The sequence below is a fragment of the Allobosea sp. TND4EK4 genome, from assembly GCF_900156025.1.
Taxonomy (GTDB): domain Bacteria; phylum Pseudomonadota; class Alphaproteobacteria; order Rhizobiales; family Beijerinckiaceae; genus Allobosea.
On record NZ_FTMO01000002.1, the window covers coordinates 489320 to 506658 of the forward strand.

Sequence of the window (17339 nt, forward strand, 5' to 3'; positions counted from 1 at the left end):
GCTCAGCAGCAGGCGGCCGCGTCACCGTCGATCACGCGGCGCGCCAGGGCTTCGCTGGATGCGGCGACGAAGGGCGGGTTGCGGAACTGGCGTTCCGCCACGCCGTAGCGGGGTACCGCCCCGTCGAGCGTCAGCACCACGCCGCCCGCCGCCGCCAGGATGGCATCCCCCGCCGCCGTGTCCCACTCCATGGTCTGTCCGCAGCGGACATGGAGATCCGCCTCGCCCGAGGCGATCAGCCCGAACTTCACCGCCGAGGACATCGGGACGGCCTCCCCCTTGCAAAGGGAGGCGGCGACGCCCTCGCTATGGCCGCCGCCATGGAAGCGGCTGACCAGGACACGGGGGCCTTCCGGAGGAAGCGCCCGCACCTCGACCTGCCGCGCCGCGCCGCTCACCGCGCCGTCGGGGCCGAATTCCTGGGTGTAGGCGTGCTCGCCACCGAACCAGAGCCTGCCCAAAGCCGGCGCGGCGATGGCTCCGGCAACCGGGCGCTCATCCACGACCACGGCGATGGCAACGCAATAGCTGTCGCCCCCGGCGAGGAATTCGCGCGTTCCGTCGAGCGGGTCGAGCAGGATGAAGACCGGGCCGGGCACCGCGCTCTCCACGGTCTCTTCGCTGACCACCGGAAAGCCCGGCGCCAGACGCGCGAGAGCCGCCTTCGCGGCATCGTCTGCCGCGAGGTCGGCGGTGCAGACGGGCGAGCCGTCCATCTTCAGCTTGACCTCGTAGGCGGCACGCTTCTGCAGCAGCACAATCGCGGCGGCGCGTGCGGCTTCGGCAAGCTTCCTGGCGATGGCATCGCGATCGCGCAGGCGGGGATCGTCGCGGCCGATCATTGCGGCCCATCCTTGATCATGGCGCTCGGAAGATGGGGATTAACCACATGAAAACCAAGACGGCAGCATATCAGAGCGCAATGGCGCCACGCTCTCGGCGCAGCGCTCACCCCGGGATTTCGCCTCCATGACCGCCATCTCGCTCGATTCGCTCGACCTGGCCGCGCTTCTCTGCAGCCGCGTCTGCCATGACGTGATCAGCCCGGTCGGCGCGATTGTCAATGCGCTGGAAGTTCTGGAGGAGGACGACCCCTCGATGCGCGACTTCGCGCTGGAGCTGATCAAGAAGAGCGCGCGCAGCGCCTCGGCGCGCCTGCAGTTCGCCCGGCTGGCTTTCGGTGCGGCGGGTTCTGCCGGGGCGATGATCGACCTCGGCGACGCCGGGAACGTCGCGAACGGCTTCCTCAACGACGACAAGCTCTCGCTCGACTGGGAGGCGCCGCGGGCCCTGCTGCCGAAAAACCAGGTCAAGCTGCTGCTGAACCTTCTCGTGATCGCCACCCAGGCCGTGCCGCGCGGCGGCAAGCTTGTCTCCCGCGCGACCGTCGAGGGCGAGCAGGGCAGCTTCCAGATCACCGCGACCGGCTCCCACGCCCGTATTCCGGCGCATGTCGAGGACCTTCTCGCCGGCGAGTCCGAGAGCGGCGTCATCGACGCGCATGCGGTGCAGCCGCTCTACACCGGCATGGTCGCTCGCGCTGCGGGAATGACCATCGCAGTCGCGATCGAGGGCGACACGGTCACCATCACCGCCAAAGCGGCCTGAGGAAATCGCGCGTTTGCGCCAACTCCTCAACCGATCATCAACCCTTATGGCGCTTTAGTTCAGGCCATGTGTCGCGTTGGGTGATGGTCCTGCATGGACGAGTTGCTGCAAGAGTTCCTGACGGAGACCGGCGAGAACCTCGACACGGTCGATCGGGAGCTCGTCCATTTCGAGCAGGAACCGAATAACCGCGACATCCTGCGCAACATTTTTCGGCTGGTCCACACGGTCAAGGGAACCTGCGGCTTTATCGGCCTGCCACGGCTGGAAGCCCTGACCCATGCCGCCGAATCCGTGATCGGCCAGTTCCGCGACGGCGCCACGGTCCGCCCGATGGCGGTGACCGCGATCCTCGAGACCATCGACCGCGTCAAGGACATCCTTGCCGAGCTCGCCGAGAAGGGGCAGGAACCGCAGGGCAACGACGCCACGCTCATCGCCGAACTCCAGGCATTGGCATCGATCGCCAAGAGCGAACTCGAAAAGGCCCAGCCCGAAGCCAGCGAGCCAGCCTCGGACGCGACGGTCGACCCGGTCGCGGCCTATCTCGCCCGGCATGGGCACGCGGCTCCGGCCATTGCCGCGCCCGAGGATATCGTCTTCCAGCACGCGCCGGATCCCGAGCGCGGACCGGATGGCCGGATCGAAACCGTGTCGAAGACGGAGGCGGCGGCCCGCGGCGGGCCGGCGACGCTGCGCGTCCCCGTCGACACGATCGAGCATCTGATGACGATGGTCTCGGAGCTGGTGCTGACCCGCAACCAGTTGCTCGAGGTCTCGCGCCAGAAGGAGGACCCCGGGCTCAAGGCCCCCCTGCAGCGGCTCTCCCTGATCACGGCGGAGCTGCAGGACGGCGTCATGAAGACGCGCATGCAGCCGATCGGCAACGCCTGGTCGAGGCTGCCGCGCATCGTGCGGGATCTCAGCGCCGAACTCGGCAAGGGTATCGAACTCGTGACCGAAGGTGCCGATACCGAGCTCGACCGGCAGATCCTGGACCTGATCAAGGATCCGCTCATCCACATGGTGCGCAACTGCGCCGACCACGCGATCGAAATGCCCGAGGAGCGTCGCGCCGCCGGCAAGCCGGGCCACGGAACGATCCGCGTCAGCGCCTATCACGAGGGCGGATCCGTCACCATTTCCGTCACCGATGACGGCAGGGGCCTCGACATCGACCGCATCAGGCGCAGGGCCGTGGCCCGCGGCCTGGTCAGCGAGGTCGAGGCCGAGCGCCTGAGCGACGCGCAGATCAGCCGCTTCATCTTCCAGCCGGGCTTCACCACCGCCGAACAGGTCACCGCCGTCTCCGGGCGCGGCGTCGGCATGGACGTCGTCAAGGCCAATGTCGATGCGATCAGCGGGCAGATCGAGATCGCGAGCCGGCCGGGCCTCGGCACGACCTTCACCATCAAGATCCCGCTGACGCTCGCGATCATCTCGGCCCTGATCGTCGTCATCGGCGAAGAACGTTACGCCATCCCCCAGACCGGCGTCCGCGAGCTGGTGCGGGTCAAAGGCCATGACGAGAACCGCATCGAGCAGATCAACGGCGCACCCGTTCTCAGGCTGCGCGGCCGATTGCTGCCGATCGTGGTGATGGGCGATCTGCTCGGGACCGAGCGTCACACGGAGGCCGAGGGCTTCATCGTCGTCACCCAGATCGGCGAACGCCAGTTCGGCATCCTGGTCGACAGCGTTTTCCACACCGAGGAAATCGTGGTGAAGCCGATGGCGAGCCGCCTGCGCAAGCTGCCGCTCTTCTCGGGCAACACGATCCTGGGCGACGGCGCGGTCGTCCTCATCGTCGACCCCAATGGCGTCGCCTCCATGATGGGCGTCCCGGACGAAGCCGGCACCATCGAGCGGGAGCCGTCCGCCAGCAGCCCCGCCGCAGTCGCCGACCGGACGACGATGCTGGTCTTCCGGACAGGGGGGGACCGGGTCCAGGCGCTGCCGCTCTCGCTGGTCACCCGGCTGGAGGAGGTCGAGGCTTCCAGCTTCCAGCATGGCGCGGGACGCACGCTGCTGCACTACCGCAATCGGCTCGTGCCGGTGCTGCCGCTCGGCCGGACCGAGCTTCGCACGGAAGGACTGCAGCCCCTCATCATCGTCTCCAACGGCGGGCGCAGCGCCGCCCTGGCTGTCGACGCGATCATCGACATCGTCGAAGAGGCCTTCGAGCCGGAGATGGCGACGGGCAGCGAGCGTGGGGTCATCGGGTCCGCGATGATCCGGAACCGGGCGACCGACATCGTCGATCTTGCGCATTATCTGCCGCTCCACGAGCCCGGATGGCTGGGGTCGGGGCGAACCGATCTGGAGTCGGGTCATATCCTCCTCGTCGAAGCTTCGGATTTCCTGCGCGAGATGCTGATGCCGGTCCTCAAGGCCTCCGGCCGCCAGGTCCTCGCCGCCGCTGACGCCGCGACCGCCCTGCACCTCGCCAGAGAGCAGGCCATCGGTGTGGCCCTCGTCGACCTCGATCGCGACCCGGAAGCGGCCTTCGGCCTGATGGCGGCGCTGCGCAGGACCGAGAGCGGAGTGCGCCCGCGCATTCTCGGGCTCACCGCCCTCGTCACGCCCGAGCTGCAGGTCAGGGCCGGCCAGGCCGGCGCGGACGACGTCCACGCGAAGTTCGACCGACGCGCCGTGCTCGGAGAAATCAATGCCCGCGCCAGCGATCTCAGGGATGCGGCATGACCCTTCGATCCGATGATAGCGATACGGTGCCGGGCCAGTTCGAGGCCTCGCTCGACTATGTGACGGTCAGGATCGAAAAGCAGCTCCTGGGGCTGCCGATCGGCCGCGTTCGCGACGTCTTCATGACGAACCGGATCACCATCGTTCCGGGCTCGCCGGCGGATATCGTCGGCCTGCTGAACCTGCGCGGCCGCGTCGTAACTGCGCTCTGCCTGCGCAGGCGGCTGGGATACCCGCCTCCTCCCCGCTTCCAGAAGGGCACCGAGCTGACCGCCGTCGGCCTCGATCACCAGGGCGAGGCCTATGCCCTCATCGTCGACTCGGTTGGCGAGGTGATGAGGCTCGATCACGGCACTCTGGAGCCGCTTCCCGGCCATCTCGACCGGAGCTGGTCGGCCCTCGCGACCGGGGTTCACCGCCTGCCCGATCAACTGCTCGTCGTCCTGGACCTGGATGCCGTGCTCGATCTCGACCTTCAAGCGGCCGCCTGACGGCGCCCCCCACGCGCTCCGGAGACCAACCATGAAATACTGCCTCGTAGTCGATGACTCAGCCGTGATCCGGAAGGTGGCGCGGCGCATTCTCGAAGGGCTGCAGTTCCGCATCGCCGAGGCGGAGGATGGCGCGCGCGCCATCGATTCCTGCAAGGGCGAAATGCCGGATGCCGTCCTCCTCGACTGGAACATGCCGATCATGGACGGATACGAATTCCTGCGCACGCTCCGCCAGATGCCGGGCGGGAAGCGCCCCAAGGTCGTGTTCTGCACCACCGAAAACGACATCGCGCATATCGCGCGCGCCATGCATGCCGGGGCTGACGAGTACATCATGAAGCCCTTCGACAAGGAGATCGTTGCCTCGAAATTCCACCAGGTCGGGCTGCTCTAAGCGGAGCGCACCGCCTGCGACCGATCGGATCCTTTCATGGACGCGCGCCTTTCAGCCCAACCGGCCTCGCGGCAAAAGACCGTCGTCATTGCCGACGACTCCGTCGTCGTGCGCGGGCTGTTCGCGCGCTGGCTCGGCGAGGTCGGCAATGTTCGCGTGGTCGCCGTCGCGGGCGACGGGGAAACAGCGCTGGCGCATGCGGGTCGCTTCAAGCCGGACGTGATGGTGGTCGACCTCGACATGCCGGGCATCGAAGGCGCCGGCACGATGCCGCAGATCCTGCGAGAGAGCCCGCGCACGAGCATCCTGCTCGCGGCGACTCTGAACGAGCGCAACACCCGCCTCGCGCTGGAATGCATGACCAAGGGCGCGATGGACCTCGTCTCGAAGCCCGACAGCCGCAGGGGGATGACGGTCTCGCTCGACTTCCGCAGCGAATTCCTGATGAAGTTCAGCTCGGTCGCGCAGTCTCCGCCTCGGCTCGGCGCCCTGCCGCAGGAGGTCGACGTCGGATGGCCGCAGCCCGGCCGGCCGACACTCTCTCCGCTGGTTTCGGTTGTGCCGCGCTACCTCGTCATCGGAGCCTCGACAGGGGGACCACGTGCGGTTGCGAAAGTGTTGTTCGACATCGGCGATGGGCTGGGCGAGCTGACGACCCTCGTCGTCCAGCACATGCCGCCTCTCTTCACGGCATCCTTCGCGGACCAGATCGCCAGCCAGATCGGCATCCCGGCTCGGGAGCCCTACGACGGCGAGCGCCTGAATCGCGGCACGGTCTATATCGCGCCCGGCGGACGGCATCTCGGCATCGATCGCCGCCTCGGCCACATCGTCGCCTCGGTCAGCGACGGACCGCCCGTGCACTTCTGCCGGCCTGCCGTCGATGTGCTCTTCGCCGATGCCGCACGCCATCTCGGCGCGGCCGCGATGGGCCTGGTCCTCACCGGCATGGGCAGCGACGGAACAGACGGCGCGGCAACGCTCCGCCAGGCGGGAGCCGCGGTCATTGCGCAGGACGAGGCGAGCAGCACCATCTGGGGCATGCCGGGCTCGGTGGTGCGGGCGCAGCAGGCGAGCACGGTCCTGGCGCTCGACGAGATCGGCGCGGCGGTCCGGTCGCTGGTCGGCGGAAGTGCTGCGCGATGAACGCCTCCGACTTCTCCTTCCTGCAGAGGTTCTTGCAGCAAAAGGCCGGCATCGCTCTCGGCAGCGACAAGCTCTACCTGGCGGAAAGCCGCCTCAGCATCCTCTGCCGCCGCCGCGGCGGCGACACGATCGACGCCCTGATGCAGCAGGTGCGGCAGGGCCGGGACAGCGAGCTGGAAATGGCGGTCGTCGACGCGATGACCACAAACGAGACGCTGTTCTTCCGCGACCAGTCCCCCTTCGCCCTGTTCCGCGACGTGCTCCTGCCGGAAAAGCTCGCTGCCAACCGGGCGCAGCGCAGCCTGCGCATCTGGTGCGCCGCGGTCTCGAGCGGGCAGGAAGCCTATTCCCTGGCGATGATCCTCGACGAGATGGCGGGCGAGCTGGCCGGCTGGAGGGTCGAGATCCTCGGCACCGACATTTCGGGCGAGATCATCGACAAGGCCCGGGCGGGAACCTACAGCCAGTTCGAGGTGCAGCGCGGCCTGCCGGTCCAGATGCTGCTCCGGCACTTCACCCAGCGCGGCGACAAATGGCACGTTTCCGAGAAGCTGCGCGCGATGGTGCGGTTCCGCCAGCACAATCTGCTGGAGCCGAGCGAATCCTTCGGCCGCTTCGACGTCATCTTCTGCCGCAACGTGCTGATCTATTTCGATCTGCCGACCCGGGCACGGGTGCTGGCGCGGCTCGCGCAGCACATCGACCCCAACGGGGCGCTGATCCTGGGCGCGGCGGAAACCGTGCTCGGGCTGGACAGCGCCTTCACGCCGGACCGGGAAAACCGCGGCCTGTTCCGGCGCGCGGGGCCGTCCACCCCCGCCACGACGCCGCTCGATCGACGCCACCAGGCCAGCCTTGCCGCCGGCTGGCGCAGCTGACGGCCGGTACCCTCTCCCGGACGGCAAGCAGCGCCCAAACAAAAACCCCGCCTTTCGGCGGGGTCCCGTCAACCTGTCGTGTACATCCGACGATCAGGTCAAAACTCTTGTGCAGCCTCTGCGTGACCGGAGCGTGACGGTCGCGGCCGAGTCTGTTCGGCTCAGGCCGGAATCCGCTCCTCGACATCGGAGGGCTCGCGCAGCACATAGCCGCGGCCCCAGACCGTCTCGATGTAGTTCTTGCCGTCGGACGCGTTCGCCAGCTTCTTGCGCAGCTTGCAGATGAACACGTCGATGATCTTCAGCTCGGGCTCGTCCATGCCGCCATAGAGATGATTGAGGAACATCTCCTTGGTCAGCGTCGTGCCCTTCCGGAGCGAGAGAAGCTCCAGCATCTGATATTCCTTGCCGGTGAGATGGACGCGGGCGGCGTCGACTTCCACGGTCTTGGTGTCGAGGTTGACGACCAGGTCGCCCGTCGTGATGACCGACTGGGCATGGCCCTTCGAACGACGCACGATGGCGTGGATGCGGGCGACGAGTTCGTCCTTGTGGAACGGCTTGGTCAGGTAGTCGTCGGCGCCGAAGCCGAGGCCCTTCACCTTGTCCTCGATGCCGGCGAGGCCGGAGAGGATCAGGATCGGCGTCTTGACCTTGGCGACCCGCAGGGACCGCAGCACCTCGTAACCGGACATGTCGGGGAGGTTCAGGTCGAGCAGGATGATATCGTAGTCGTAGAGCTTGCCGAGATCGACACCCTCCTCCCCGAGATCCGTCGTATAGACGTTGAAGCTCTCGGATTTGAGCATCAGCTCGATCGACTGAGCGGTCGCGCTATCGTCCTCGATCAGCAGAACCCGCATGTCCACGTCCCCAATTTCGCCCGCAGGGCAGGTTGATCGTTCTTCTCGCCCGGACCGGAACGGCCCTGGGCGCCGACGCACTTGCCCGATGAAACGCCACGCGACACGCTAACGGCGAATTGGTTAACAAACCGTGATTCCCGTGCGCAAGCGCTGTCTCGGAAAAAGTGCACGATCCTTGTCGAGGTGAGTCGAATTTGACACGGATCGTCGCGCAGTTTTCCGCGAAAGCACCCTTTCGCGGAGGGCAGCCCCGGTAACGGACCTTTTCGGCCCGCGACACGACGCAGCTCTCGATGCCCAGTGTTAATCACACAGCTTAATGAAGCGTAAATCCTCGCAATTTGTTAGGAGAGATCAACAGAAGATGGACGCTGCCCGCCACGCCTTGTCTCCTGCGGCCAAATCATGATGTGGCGGGCGACCGGCACTCTCCTTCGCCGTCCCTGCAGAGGATCGACACCGAGAGCATGAGCAGCACATCCGGACATGGCCGCCTTGCGGCGCTCGCCCGCACGATCGAGGGGATCGACAGGGTCGGGCTCTATGGGCGCGTCACCGGCGTGCGCGGCCTGCTGGTCGAGGTCGCCGGCCCGATCGGGGCGATGAGCCTCGGCGGGCGCGTCGGCATCGAGGTGGCGCCCGGCCAGCGCGTTCCCTGCGAGGTCATCGGCTTTTCCGGCGACAAGGCGCTGGTGATGCCCTTCGGCAGCCTGAACGGCGTGCGCAGGGGTTGCCCAGCCCATGTCGATAGCGTCCAGCCCGGCCTGAAGCCGACGCCGGCCTGGCTTGGCCGCGTGATCGACGCGCTCGGCAATCCCGTCGACGGCGGTGCGCCGCTGCCCGAGGGCGAGGTTCTGTATCCCTTCCGGGCCGATCCGCCGCCCGCCCATTCCCGCCGCCGCGTCGGCCGGCCGCTGGACCTCGGCGTGCGCTCGCTCAACGCCTTCCTGACCTGCTGCCTCGGCCAGCGCATGGGCATCTTCGCAGGCTCGGGCGTGGGCAAGTCGGTGCTGCTCTCCATGCTGGCGCGCTATGCCAAGGCCGACGTCAACATCATCGGGCTCGTCGGCGAGCGCGGCCGCGAGGTGCAGGAGTTCCTGCAGGAGGATTTGGGTCCGCAGGGCCTTGCCCGGTCGATCGTCGTGGTCGCGACCTCGGACGAGCCGGCCCTGATGCGCAAGCAGGCGGCGCTCACGACATTGGCACTGGCCGAGTATTTCCGCGACCGCGGCCTGCAGGTGATGTGCCTGATGGATTCCGTCACCCGCTTCGCCATGGCGATGCGCGAGATCGGGCTCGCCGCCGGCGAACCGCCGACCACCAAGGGCTATACGCCGACCGTCTTCGCCGAATTGCCGCGCCTGCTCGAGCGGGCCGGCCCCGGCACGGGCGATGGCGCGATCACCGGCCTGTTCACCGTGCTGGTCGATGGCGGCGACCATGACGAGCCGGTGGCAGACGCGGTGCGCGGCATCCTCGACGGCCACATCGTGATGGAGCGGTCGATCGCCGAGCGCGGCCGCTACCCGGCGATCAACATCCTGAAATCGGTCTCGCGAACGATGCCTCGCTCCTGCGATCCGGCCTACTACCCTGTCGTGCAGAAGGCCCGAGCGACCCTCGCGACCTATGCCGACATGGAAGAGCTGATCCGGCTCGGCGCCTATCGCCAGGGCGCCTCAGCCGAGGTCGACGAGGCGATCCGTCTCAACCCCGCATTGGAAGCCTTCCTGAAGCAGGCCAAGGACGATGCGACATCGCTGCCCGAGAGCTATGCCCGGCTCGCGGAGATCATGGGCTGAGCCCCGCCACGACGGAGGAACGTCATGATCGCCGCATTCCTGACCGGTCTCGTCGCCCTTATCCATGTCTACATCGTCATCCTTGAGATGGTGCTGTGGACGACGCCTCGCGGGCGCGCCGCCTTCGGCCTGACCGAGGAGTTCGCGCGTCAGACGAAGGTGCTTGCGGCCAATCAGGGGCTCTACAACGCCTTCCTCGTCGCCGGGCTCGCCTGGGGTCTGTGGCTCGGTGCCGCCGGCTTCGCGATCAAGCTGTTCTTCCTCGGCTGCGTGCTGGTCGCCGGTCTGTTCGGCGCTGCAACGGCCAGCCGCAAGATCCTGTATGTCCAGGCCCTGCCCGCTGCGCTCGCCTTGGCGGCACTCGTCGCCGGCTACTGAACCGCCGGGCGCTCCAGCACCCGGACCAGCGCCAGCATGGCGAAGAAGCCGAGGAACTGGATCGCCGCGGAGATCAGCAGCGTCTCCCTCGGCCCGAACCGCTCGATCAGCACGGCGAACAGCAGCGGCGCCGCCGCGAACGCGATGTTCTGCGGCACGGTGAGCCGCCCCAGCATGGAAGCGAAGCCGCGCCGCCCGAACAGGGCCAGCGGCAGCGTCGCGCGCGCCACCGAGATCACCCCCAGCGCGGCGCTGAACACCGCGATGAAGACGCAGGCCGCGGCAACCGACATCGGCACCATCGGCAGGGCCAGGCAACACAGCGGCCCGAGCAACAGCCCCAGCAGCGCGACACGCTCGGCCGGCAGACGCTCGCCCAGCGTCGCATCGATGGCCCGGGCGGCAATGGTTGCCGGCCCGCTCAGCGTCGCGATCCAGACAGCCTGGGCCTGCGTCAGCCCGCTGCCCTGGAACAGGCCGATCAGGTGCAGCGGCAGCCCCCAGGACACCAGCCCGCTCGCGGAGAAGGCGCAGGCGGTCAGCCAGAAGGCAAGCCGCCTCCGCTCCGCCGGAATCCGGCCCGTCTCAAGCACCGAAGCGGGCGCCGCCAGCTCCGGCTGGGACGGCGCCGGATGGCCGCGATAGCGCGGCACCATCGCATAGATCGGCAGCACGACGGCCAGTTGCAGTGCGGCGAAGACCAGAACGGTGGCCCGCCAGCCGAAACGGTCCATCAGCATGGCCGTGATCGGCCAGAAGAGGCTCGAGGCGAGCCCGGTGACCAGCATCATCAGCCCGATCACGCGCCGCGTCCGCTCGCCCATCAATTGCGCCACGGTGACATTGCCGACATTGGCGAGCGACATCGCATGGCCGAGCCCGATCACCCCCCAGCTCGCAAGATAGCTCCACGGCCCCTGCGCCGCGGCGAGTACCGCAAAGCCGAACGCGCAGACGATAGCCCCCAGACACATGGTCCCGCGCGTGCCGTGGCGATCGAGCCGGCGGCCGATCATCGGCGCCACCAGCGCCCCGACGATGAGCAGCACGGTGATGCCGCCGAAGACGATCTCGGCGTTCAGCCCCAGCTCCCGGTCGAAGGCGCGCACCAGCACGGCCGGCGAATAGAAGGTCGTTCCCCAGCCGATCAGGCGGGTGACGACGAGGCCGCCGAGCAGCGGGCCATGCCCGGCGAAGCGCGATGAGGAGGGGGCCAAGGCAGACAGATCCATAAGCGCCGGCATGCGGCCGACAGCTCTCCTAGATCATCCCGCCAGCCGGCGGCAGCAGCCTGAATGCGGCCTGAACATGCGCCAAAGGCAGGCCGTTCCGGTAAGGAAAGGTCAACCTCCTTGCGCCATGGTGTGCCGGTCTCGCGGATGGAGTTCCGGTCGTCGATCGAGGGGTCGGTCGCGGCCGATGCGTTATCAGGAGTTGAAAACGATATGAAGTCGCGAGAGACGCTGCTTCGGCTTAAGCGCTTCCAGGTCGACGAGAAGCGTCGGCGTGTCAGCCAGATCGAGATGATGATCGCCGATTTCCACCGCATGGCGGCCGATCTCGACCGCGAAATCCATGCTGAAGAATCCCGCGCCGGCATCTCCGATCCGGGGCACTTCGCCTATCCGACCTACGCCAAGGCGGCGCTCGGGCGCCGCGACAACCTCCGCCAGTCGGCCGACAACCTGAAGGGCCAGCTCGACGAGGCCAAAGCCGAGTTGCAGGAAGCCTTCGAGGACATGAAGAAGGTCGAGATCCTGGACGACCGCGAACGCGCCACCGAGCGCGCCGCCGAGGCCGCCCGCGACCAGGCGACGATGGACGCCATCGGGCTGCGCTCGCGCGCCTGACACCAGCCTGCCATCATCCAAGACAAACCCCGAGGCTCGCGCCTGCGGGGTTTTTGTTTGCCCGGGTGTCGGCGCCGGAGATGGACCCGTCGCAGGTTGGCGGCAGCGGCCTTGCGTATCCATGCCAGGCCGCTGGCGATGCGCCTCAATCGCTCCTGGATGTCACCGATATCGCAAGCCGCGCGTCGTAGATCGTCTTTCCCTGGGCAGTCCGGACCGTGACCGAAATCTCGCGGACACCGAGCGGGAGTTCGTCCTTCGCCATCTCGCCGAGACTGCGGATGGCCTCGGCCAGTGCCGTACCGTCGTCCGGCAGCTCGACGGGATCGATGCCGTCGCTCACGGCGGCACCAGCCCTTGTCATGAAGAAGTAGTGCGGCATGGCTGTCCAACTTCTACGAATGCGGCTGCTATCCAACTCCAACCGACGCCTGACTGTCCCGAGATGTCTAAAACGCACCGATACTGGGTGACTGATGGAGATAGGTGGGGTCGAAGTCCGAGCGATCGGCGAGATCCTCGAAATTGTGGATGAGAAGGCGGCCCTGGTTCCAGGTGATCAGGTCCAGCCGCCGCATGTCCTGAATCGTGCGGTTGACATGGACCGGGCTCATCCCGACCGCATCTCCGAGTTCCGTCTGCGTGATCGGAAAGTCGAATCCGGTTTCGCGAGAAGCCAGGCCGACGGCTTCCAGGCGCATCTGCAGCTCGCAAAAGAGATGGCCCATATGCTGAACCGCATTGAGCCGCCCCATCACCATGAGCCATTCCCGATAGAGCGCCGCGTCGATCAGGGTCAGACGCCAGAGGGGAACGGCAAGGTGGGGCTCGGCCTGGATGGCGGCCCTGACCGCCGCATGCGGAATGAAGGCGACGGCCAACTCGGTGAGTGCGGCGAGGCTGTGGTCCATGGTGGAGAGCAACAGGCTCTGAAGGTCCGGAATCTCACCCGGAAAATGCAGCGAGAGAATCTGGCGCCGACCGACCGATGTCGTCTTGTAGCGGGAGGCCCAGCCGCGAACGATCAGCGCGCAGTGGTCGGGCTGGTCGTGCTCGCGGACGAAGTCCTGGCCGGCGGCGAAGGTCTTGGCGATCAGCGGCAGCGCCCTGAGGGCCCGCTCTTCGGATTCCGTGAGCCTCGTCACCACATTCACCTTGCGGACGAGTTGGTCCAGCGCATCGGCATGGGCTTGGCTCATGAACATTCCCGCATCATACGGAAAGGCTTCATCGTCTTCCCATCACCCAGCGAACGGGGGCCCCCGCCGACGGAAGCACCTAACCTGCGCCTCTGTGGCGCTTCAGTAACAATTGTTAGTTGAGCAGGGGCAAGATCACACGCGGCGACTCCGCCCCGTGCCGGCACAGGCTTGCCGATCCTTACGCCCCTCCCACCACGGGATGATGCGGCACGCTGTCCCGCCGCATGAAGCCTTTCAGCCGAGGATCGTCGTCCACCTCCACCCCGCGCTTGAACACGGTGAAACCGGAGCGCTGGTAGAATTCGACCGCGCCCTGATGGTCGATCGTGCAGGTGTGCACCCAGAAGCGCCGGATCGGCCTGGCCCAGGCGAGCTTCAGCGCCCGGTTCATCAGCCAACGCCCCGCGCCTTTTCCCAGCACCGGCTCGTCGATGCCGAAAAAGGCGAGCTCGCCCTCCCCTGCCACGCGGAAATCGAGTTCGAGCAGCCCGACATCGCGGCCATCGTGGCGCAGCACGTAGAGCTCCACCGCCGGGTCAGAAAGGATCGCCTCCAGCTCGGCCCGCGGCTTCACCAGCCGGCTGAACCACATCCAGCGCTCGCCGAGCACGCGGTAGATCGCGAGATAGCGCCCGGTCTCGCTGCCATCCAGCCGTTCCAGCGCGAACGCCTCGGTCCCGGGCGGATCGCTCTTTGCCGGCGGCGGCGCCAGCATTTCGAGCGAGGTCACGATCGCCGCGATCTTGCCGGGCGGCAGGTCGGTGGTCCCGGTGAGGCTGATGGTCAGCGTCTGGCTCATACGCAATCGTCCGCATTGAGAATCCGGTCGCGATCATGACATGATCGGGGCGGAAAGATCATGATGCGATGATGCATGGCAGGGCGAGCGAGCCGCAGGGCGGGCGGCAGGGGCAGGACGGGCGCTGGCGCCTGATGCTTGCCCTGTTCGTCATGCTCGCAGCCGTGGTGCCGCATCTCACCTTGTCCGCGTCGCCGCCCGGTGCGCCGGTGGCCCGCATGGCGCATGGCATGCCGGTCGCGGTCCAGGCGGATGGCACCGTGCCCTGCCATGAGCAGTCCTCGCGCCCCTCGCATGCCTCCACGCTGCCGGCCTGTTGCATCATCGGCTGTGCGGTGATCGCCGAGACACCCGCGCTCGCCTTGCCCGTCCGCGGGGTCGCCTGGATGCAGCCCAAGCCGCCGCAGGCGCGCATGCTCGCTGGAATCTCCCGCGAGCCGGCCAAGCCGCCGCCGCGGCTGAAGGCCGCTTTTCTTTAGAACCTGTTCCCGACGGAGCCCCCCGCGCAGCGTCGCGCGCTTCGTCAGCCGATCTTCGAAGGAATGTCACGATGAACCGCATGGTTTCGACTCTCGCCGCCCTGACGCTCGGCTTCGGCCTGGCAGGCGCGGCACAGGCCCAGCAATCGCACCAACACGGCGCGATGCCGGCCGCAAAGGCGTCTCCCGCCGAGGGCGCTGCGACCAAGGCCTTCAAGCAGGCCAACATGAAGATGCACAAGGACATGGACATCGCCTATTCCGGCGATGCCGATGTCGACTTCCTGCGCGGCATGATCCCGCATCATCAGGGGGCCATCGACATGGCGAGGATCGTCCTGGCCAACGGCAAGGATCCTGAGGTGCGCAAGCTCGCCGAGGCCATCGTCCGCGACCAGGAGAAGGAAGTCGCGATGATGCGCGAGATGCTGAAGAAGCTGGGCAAGTAGCGCCGCCCTCCGAGAGGCCGGCTGCGGCGACGCCGCCGGCCTCTGCCGCTTGCTCTCGGCTTCCCCCGCTGGCAAGACGGCTTTGTAAGGTTCGCGCCGGTACGGTTGGCCGTGGGCCGCCTGCCTCCGCCCCGGTCCACCAAGCTTCGGCGCCTGATGAAACGCTATCTCGATTATCTCTGGCCGATCGTCGGGCTCGTCGCGGTCGTCTGGTCCGTCGAACTGCTCTGGGACAAGCTCAAGGCCGAGGCCGGCTCGGACGCGGCCATCGAGGCGCTGCTGCAGAACGCAAATCTCTGGCAGAGCATCAAGATCATCGCCCACCGGATCGGCCACAAGATCGCGGTGATTCCGCACGATGCCTTTGTCCATGCGGCACTTGCCACCCTCGTCGCCTATGCGGCGCTCGCCTGGTACGACCGCATCGCCCTGATCCATCTGCGCAAGCAGAAGGGCATCTCCTGGTTCTACATCTCGCTCTGCTCCTTCGTGACCTATGCCCTCTCCCACAATATCGGGGCGTCGGTCTTCTCCGGCGGCATGGTGCGCTATCGCGCCTACACGGCGAAGGGCTTGAGCGCGGGCGAAGTCGCGGTCCTGATCGCGCTCTGCTCCTTCACCTTCGCCTTCGGCACGCTGCTGTTGATGGGAATCGTGCTGATCTACGAGCCCGAGATCCTGCGGCCGCTGACCCGCATGTCGAAATGGTTCGCCATCGGGGACGGCACGGCGCGGATGATCGGCGTCGGCATGCTCGTCTTCGTCGCCCTCTACACCGTCGGTTCCTGGCTCAAGTTCAAGCCCTTCAGGATCGGCAAGTTCGAGGTCATCTATCCGCGCCTGCCCATTGTGGCGCGGCAGTATCTCGCCGCCCCGCTCGAACTCGCGGGCGCCGCCGGCATCATCTATTTCGCCCTCCCCGCGCAGGGCAATCCGGGCTTCATGATCGTGCTGGGGGCCTTCCTGCTCTCCTTCTCCGCGGGGCTGCTCAGCCAGGTTCCCGGCGGCGTCGGCGTGATGGAGGCGGTCTTCCTCGCGGTGATGCCAAGCGTGCCGGCGCCGGCCGTCTTTGCCGCGCTGCTGATCTGGCGGCTGTTCTATCTGATCATTCCGCTGGTGATCTCGCTGCCGGTCGTCCTCGCCTTCGAGCGGGCCCAGCTCAAGCGCAACACGCGGATTGCACCGGCTCCCTGAGGCAAGGCGTCATTGCGAGCGCGGCAAAGCAGGCCAGGGGCAAGCTGGATCGTTCCGCCCTGCCCCTTGCGGATCGCTTCGTCGCTTCGCTCCTCGCAATGACGACAAGCAGAGAGCCGATCGATCTTACGCGTGCCCGCGCTCAGGTCGCTTCAGCGCGATCGCCGCGGCCCCGAACATCATCAGCGCGCCCAGCGCCTCCGACCAGCCGAAGGGCTCGGACAGCGCGAACACTCCGACCGCCACGGCGATGGCCGGGCTGACGAAGGCGTAGAGCCCGGCCCGGAAGGCGCCCCAGTCGCGCAGCAACCGCATATAGATGGTGAACCCCATCAGCGAGCCGCCGACGATCAGGAAGGCCAGAGCAGGCAGCACCGGCCAACTGGCGAGCTTGGCAAGATCGGTGAACGCGACCGGCTCCAGCAACAGCGACACAGCGGTCAGCCCGATGCCGCCGATCAGGGTTTGCCAGCCGGCGAGCGTCAGCGTCGGCATCGCTCCGGCGATGGGGCGCGAGAGAACCGCGCCGGTGCAATAAAGCAGCGTCCCGGCGGCGACGGCGCCGAGCGCGATCGCCTCGAGCGGATCGCCCTGCGCGACCGAGAGACCGCCAAGCGCTCGCGTCGCGAAAAGAAAGCCCAGCCCGGCCGTGCCGAGCGCGATCGCCGCGAGCTTGCGCCCATCGATCGGCTCCCCGGCGATGGCGCGGCTCGCCAGCAGGGTGAAGATCGGGATCGTCGCGAAATTCACGATGGCCGCGAGCCCGCTCGGCGCATGCGCGGTACCCCAGAACAGCAGCGTGTAATTTCCTGTGTTGAGCAGCAGGGCGGTCAAGACGAGCCGCGGCCAGGCCTCGCGCGGCACTTTTACGACGTCGCGCCCGGCCCAGAGCAGCATCAGCAGCCCGGCGATGGAGAAGCGCGCTGCAGCGAGGAAAACCGGCGGCACATGCGCCGCGCCGACCTTCACCGGCAGCCAGGTCAGGCCCCAGACGAGGCACATCAGGGCGAAAAGGGTGGCGTTGCGGCTCATCCGCCTCGCTTAGCCCTGCCGCACCGGCCTGACCATTGCGCGGCGGGCATCGCGGCCCCGTGGAA

19 protein-coding genes are annotated in these 17339 nt (G+C 67.3%); 12 read left to right on the top strand and 7 right to left on the bottom strand.

Annotated features, from left to right (window positions below):
• Nucleotides 1-2 precede the first annotated feature (2 nt).
• Nucleotides 3-842, bottom strand: a complete 840-nt coding sequence (locus tag BW981_RS07325) for a 3'(2'),5'-bisphosphate nucleotidase CysQ family protein (RefSeq protein WP_076437623.1) — start codon at nt 840-842, stop codon at nt 3-5.
• A 127-nt stretch (nt 843-969) separates the two neighbouring features.
• On the opposite strand from BW981_RS07325, the gene BW981_RS07330 reads away from it, so the two are divergent.
• The 6 genes from BW981_RS07330 to BW981_RS07355 all read left to right on the top strand — a co-directional run bounded on the left by BW981_RS07330 (nt 970) and on the right by BW981_RS07355 (nt 7223).
• The gene (locus BW981_RS07330) at nt 970-1608 is read left to right on the top strand and encodes a histidine phosphotransferase ChpT (RefSeq protein WP_076437625.1); all 639 of its coding nucleotides are present in this window, start codon (nt 970-972) and stop codon (nt 1606-1608) included.
• Between the two features lie 93 nt (nt 1609-1701).
• Nucleotides 1702-4311: a chemotaxis protein CheW gene (locus BW981_RS07335; protein WP_076437627.1), complete on the top strand. Its 2610-nt coding sequence runs from the start codon at nt 1702-1704 to the stop codon at nt 4309-4311.
• The gene (locus tag BW981_RS07340) at nt 4308-4802 is read left to right on the top strand and encodes a chemotaxis protein CheW (RefSeq protein ID WP_076437630.1); all 495 of its coding nucleotides are present in this window, start codon (nt 4308-4310) and stop codon (nt 4800-4802) included. Before BW981_RS07335 ends, BW981_RS07340 begins: the two co-directional genes overlap by 4 nt.
• Nucleotides 4803-4833: 31 nt before the next feature.
• The gene (locus BW981_RS07345; RefSeq protein ID WP_076437632.1) at nt 4834-5199 is read left to right on the top strand and encodes a response regulator; all 366 of its coding nucleotides are present in this window, start codon (nt 4834-4836) and stop codon (nt 5197-5199) included.
• 36 nt (nt 5200-5235) lie between these two features.
• Nucleotides 5236-6345 carry a chemotaxis-specific protein-glutamate methyltransferase CheB gene (gene cheB / locus BW981_RS07350; protein WP_076437634.1) on the top strand — a complete coding sequence of 370 codons (1110 nt, stop codon included), beginning with the start codon at nt 5236-5238 and terminating at the stop codon, nt 6343-6345.
• On the top strand, nt 6342-7223 hold the full coding sequence (locus BW981_RS07355; RefSeq protein WP_076437635.1) for a CheR family methyltransferase: 882 nt from the start codon (nt 6342-6344) through the stop codon (nt 7221-7223). Before cheB ends, BW981_RS07355 begins: the two co-directional genes overlap by 4 nt.
• A 161-nt stretch (nt 7224-7384) precedes the next feature.
• Here the strand turns inward: BW981_RS07355 and BW981_RS07360 are convergent, their stop codons facing one another.
• Nucleotides 7385-8086 (bottom strand): response regulator transcription factor CtrA, encoded by a 702-nt coding sequence (locus tag BW981_RS07360; RefSeq protein ID WP_038359314.1) that lies wholly within the window; start codon nt 8084-8086, stop codon nt 7385-7387.
• 470 nt (nt 8087-8556) lie between these two features.
• Here BW981_RS07360 and fliI point away from each other — a divergent pair, with 470 nt between their 5' ends.
• On the top strand, nt 8557-9891 hold the full coding sequence (gene fliI, locus BW981_RS07365) for a flagellar protein export ATPase FliI (RefSeq protein ID WP_076437637.1): 1335 nt from the start codon (nt 8557-8559) through the stop codon (nt 9889-9891).
• A gap of 24 nt (nt 9892-9915) precedes the next feature.
• Nucleotides 9916-10269, top strand: a complete 354-nt coding sequence (locus tag BW981_RS07370) for a DUF1304 domain-containing protein (protein ID WP_076437639.1) — start codon at nt 9916-9918, stop codon at nt 10267-10269.
• On the opposite strand, the gene BW981_RS07375 is transcribed toward BW981_RS07370, so the two are convergent.
• The gene (locus tag BW981_RS07375) at nt 10263-11486 is read right to left on the bottom strand and encodes an MFS transporter (protein WP_175624069.1); all 1224 of its coding nucleotides are present in this window, start codon (nt 11484-11486) and stop codon (nt 10263-10265) included. The two genes, BW981_RS07370 and BW981_RS07375, sit on opposite strands and share 7 nt — an antisense overlap.
• A 228-nt stretch (nt 11487-11714) precedes the next feature.
• On the opposite strand from BW981_RS07375, the gene fliJ reads away from it, so the two are divergent.
• Nucleotides 11715-12119: a flagellar export protein FliJ gene (fliJ, locus tag BW981_RS07380; RefSeq protein ID WP_076437643.1), complete on the top strand. Its 405-nt coding sequence runs from the start codon at nt 11715-11717 to the stop codon at nt 12117-12119.
• A 145-nt stretch (nt 12120-12264) separates the two neighbouring features.
• On the opposite strand, the gene BW981_RS07385 is transcribed toward fliJ, so the two are convergent.
• The 3 genes from BW981_RS07385 to BW981_RS07395 form a co-directional block, all read right to left on the bottom strand.
• On the bottom strand, nt 12265-12501 hold the full coding sequence (locus BW981_RS07385; RefSeq protein ID WP_076437645.1) for a DUF6894 family protein: 237 nt from the start codon (nt 12499-12501) through the stop codon (nt 12265-12267).
• Nucleotides 12502-12568: 67 nt separating this feature from the next.
• A complete protein-coding gene (locus BW981_RS07390; protein ID WP_076437820.1) occupies nt 12569-13318 on the bottom strand; it encodes a Crp/Fnr family transcriptional regulator in 750 nt (249 codons plus the stop codon).
• A gap of 181 nt (nt 13319-13499) precedes the next feature.
• On the bottom strand, nt 13500-14120 hold the full coding sequence (locus BW981_RS07395) for a GNAT family N-acetyltransferase (RefSeq protein ID WP_076437647.1): 621 nt from the start codon (nt 14118-14120) through the stop codon (nt 13500-13502).
• Between the two features lie 68 nt (nt 14121-14188).
• On the opposite strand from BW981_RS07395, the gene BW981_RS07400 reads away from it, so the two are divergent.
• From BW981_RS07400 to BW981_RS07410, 3 genes are all read left to right on the top strand, one after another.
• The gene (locus BW981_RS07400) at nt 14189-14599 is read left to right on the top strand and encodes a hypothetical protein (protein WP_076437649.1); all 411 of its coding nucleotides are present in this window, start codon (nt 14189-14191) and stop codon (nt 14597-14599) included.
• Between the two features lie 80 nt (nt 14600-14679).
• Complete coding sequence (locus BW981_RS07405) at nt 14680-15048, top strand: CopM family metallochaperone (protein WP_076437821.1); 369 nt, start codon at nt 14680-14682, stop codon at nt 15046-15048.
• A 156-nt stretch (nt 15049-15204) separates the two neighbouring features.
• On the top strand, nt 15205-16242 hold the full coding sequence (locus BW981_RS07410; RefSeq protein WP_076437651.1) for a lysylphosphatidylglycerol synthase transmembrane domain-containing protein: 1038 nt from the start codon (nt 15205-15207) through the stop codon (nt 16240-16242).
• 126 nt (nt 16243-16368) lie between these two features.
• Here the strand turns inward: BW981_RS07410 and BW981_RS07415 are convergent, their stop codons facing one another.
• Nucleotides 16369-17274 carry a DMT family transporter gene (locus tag BW981_RS07415; RefSeq protein ID WP_076437653.1) on the bottom strand — a complete coding sequence of 302 codons (906 nt, stop codon included), beginning with the start codon at nt 17272-17274 and terminating at the stop codon, nt 16369-16371.
• Between the last annotated feature and the right edge of the window lie 65 nt (nt 17275-17339).

Excerpts from the sequence above, each read along its gene's own strand:
- BW981_RS07360 (WP_038359314.1), bottom strand. The coding sequence starts at position 8,086 with ATGCGGGTTCTGCTGATCGAGGACGATAGCGCGACCGCTCAGTCGATC.
- fliI (WP_076437637.1), top strand. The coding sequence starts at position 8,557 with ATGAGCAGCACATCCGGACATGGCCGCCTTGCGGCGCTCGCCCGCACG.
- BW981_RS07390 (WP_076437820.1), bottom strand. The coding sequence starts at position 13,318 with ATGAGCCAAGCCCATGCCGATGCGCTGGACCAACTCGTCCGCAAGGTG.
- BW981_RS07400 (WP_076437649.1), top strand. The coding sequence starts at position 14,189 with ATGATGCATGGCAGGGCGAGCGAGCCGCAGGGCGGGCGGCAGGGGCAG.
- BW981_RS07355 (WP_076437635.1), top strand. The coding sequence starts at position 6,342 with ATGAACGCCTCCGACTTCTCCTTCCTGCAGAGGTTCTTGCAGCAAAAG.
- BW981_RS07405 (WP_076437821.1), top strand. The coding sequence starts at position 14,680 with ATGGTTTCGACTCTCGCCGCCCTGACGCTCGGCTTCGGCCTGGCAGGC.
- BW981_RS07325 (WP_076437623.1), bottom strand. The coding sequence starts at position 842 with ATGATCGGCCGCGACGATCCCCGCCTGCGCGATCGCGATGCCATCGCC.
- BW981_RS07340 (WP_076437630.1), top strand. The coding sequence starts at position 4,308 with ATGACCCTTCGATCCGATGATAGCGATACGGTGCCGGGCCAGTTCGAG.
- BW981_RS07415 (WP_076437653.1), bottom strand. The coding sequence starts at position 17,274 with ATGAGCCGCAACGCCACCCTTTTCGCCCTGATGTGCCTCGTCTGGGGC.
- BW981_RS07345 (WP_076437632.1), top strand. The coding sequence starts at position 4,834 with ATGAAATACTGCCTCGTAGTCGATGACTCAGCCGTGATCCGGAAGGTG.
- BW981_RS07335 (WP_076437627.1), top strand. The coding sequence starts at position 1,702 with ATGGACGAGTTGCTGCAAGAGTTCCTGACGGAGACCGGCGAGAACCTC.
- BW981_RS07385 (WP_076437645.1), bottom strand. The coding sequence starts at position 12,501 with ATGCCGCACTACTTCTTCATGACAAGGGCTGGTGCCGCCGTGAGCGAC.
- fliJ (WP_076437643.1), top strand. The coding sequence starts at position 11,715 with ATGAAGTCGCGAGAGACGCTGCTTCGGCTTAAGCGCTTCCAGGTCGAC.
- cheB (WP_076437634.1), top strand. The coding sequence starts at position 5,236 with ATGGACGCGCGCCTTTCAGCCCAACCGGCCTCGCGGCAAAAGACCGTC.
- BW981_RS07410 (WP_076437651.1), top strand. The coding sequence starts at position 15,205 with ATGAAACGCTATCTCGATTATCTCTGGCCGATCGTCGGGCTCGTCGCG.
- BW981_RS07395 (WP_076437647.1), bottom strand. The coding sequence starts at position 14,120 with ATGAGCCAGACGCTGACCATCAGCCTCACCGGGACCACCGACCTGCCG.
- BW981_RS07370 (WP_076437639.1), top strand. The coding sequence starts at position 9,916 with ATGATCGCCGCATTCCTGACCGGTCTCGTCGCCCTTATCCATGTCTAC.
- BW981_RS07330 (WP_076437625.1), top strand. The coding sequence starts at position 970 with ATGACCGCCATCTCGCTCGATTCGCTCGACCTGGCCGCGCTTCTCTGC.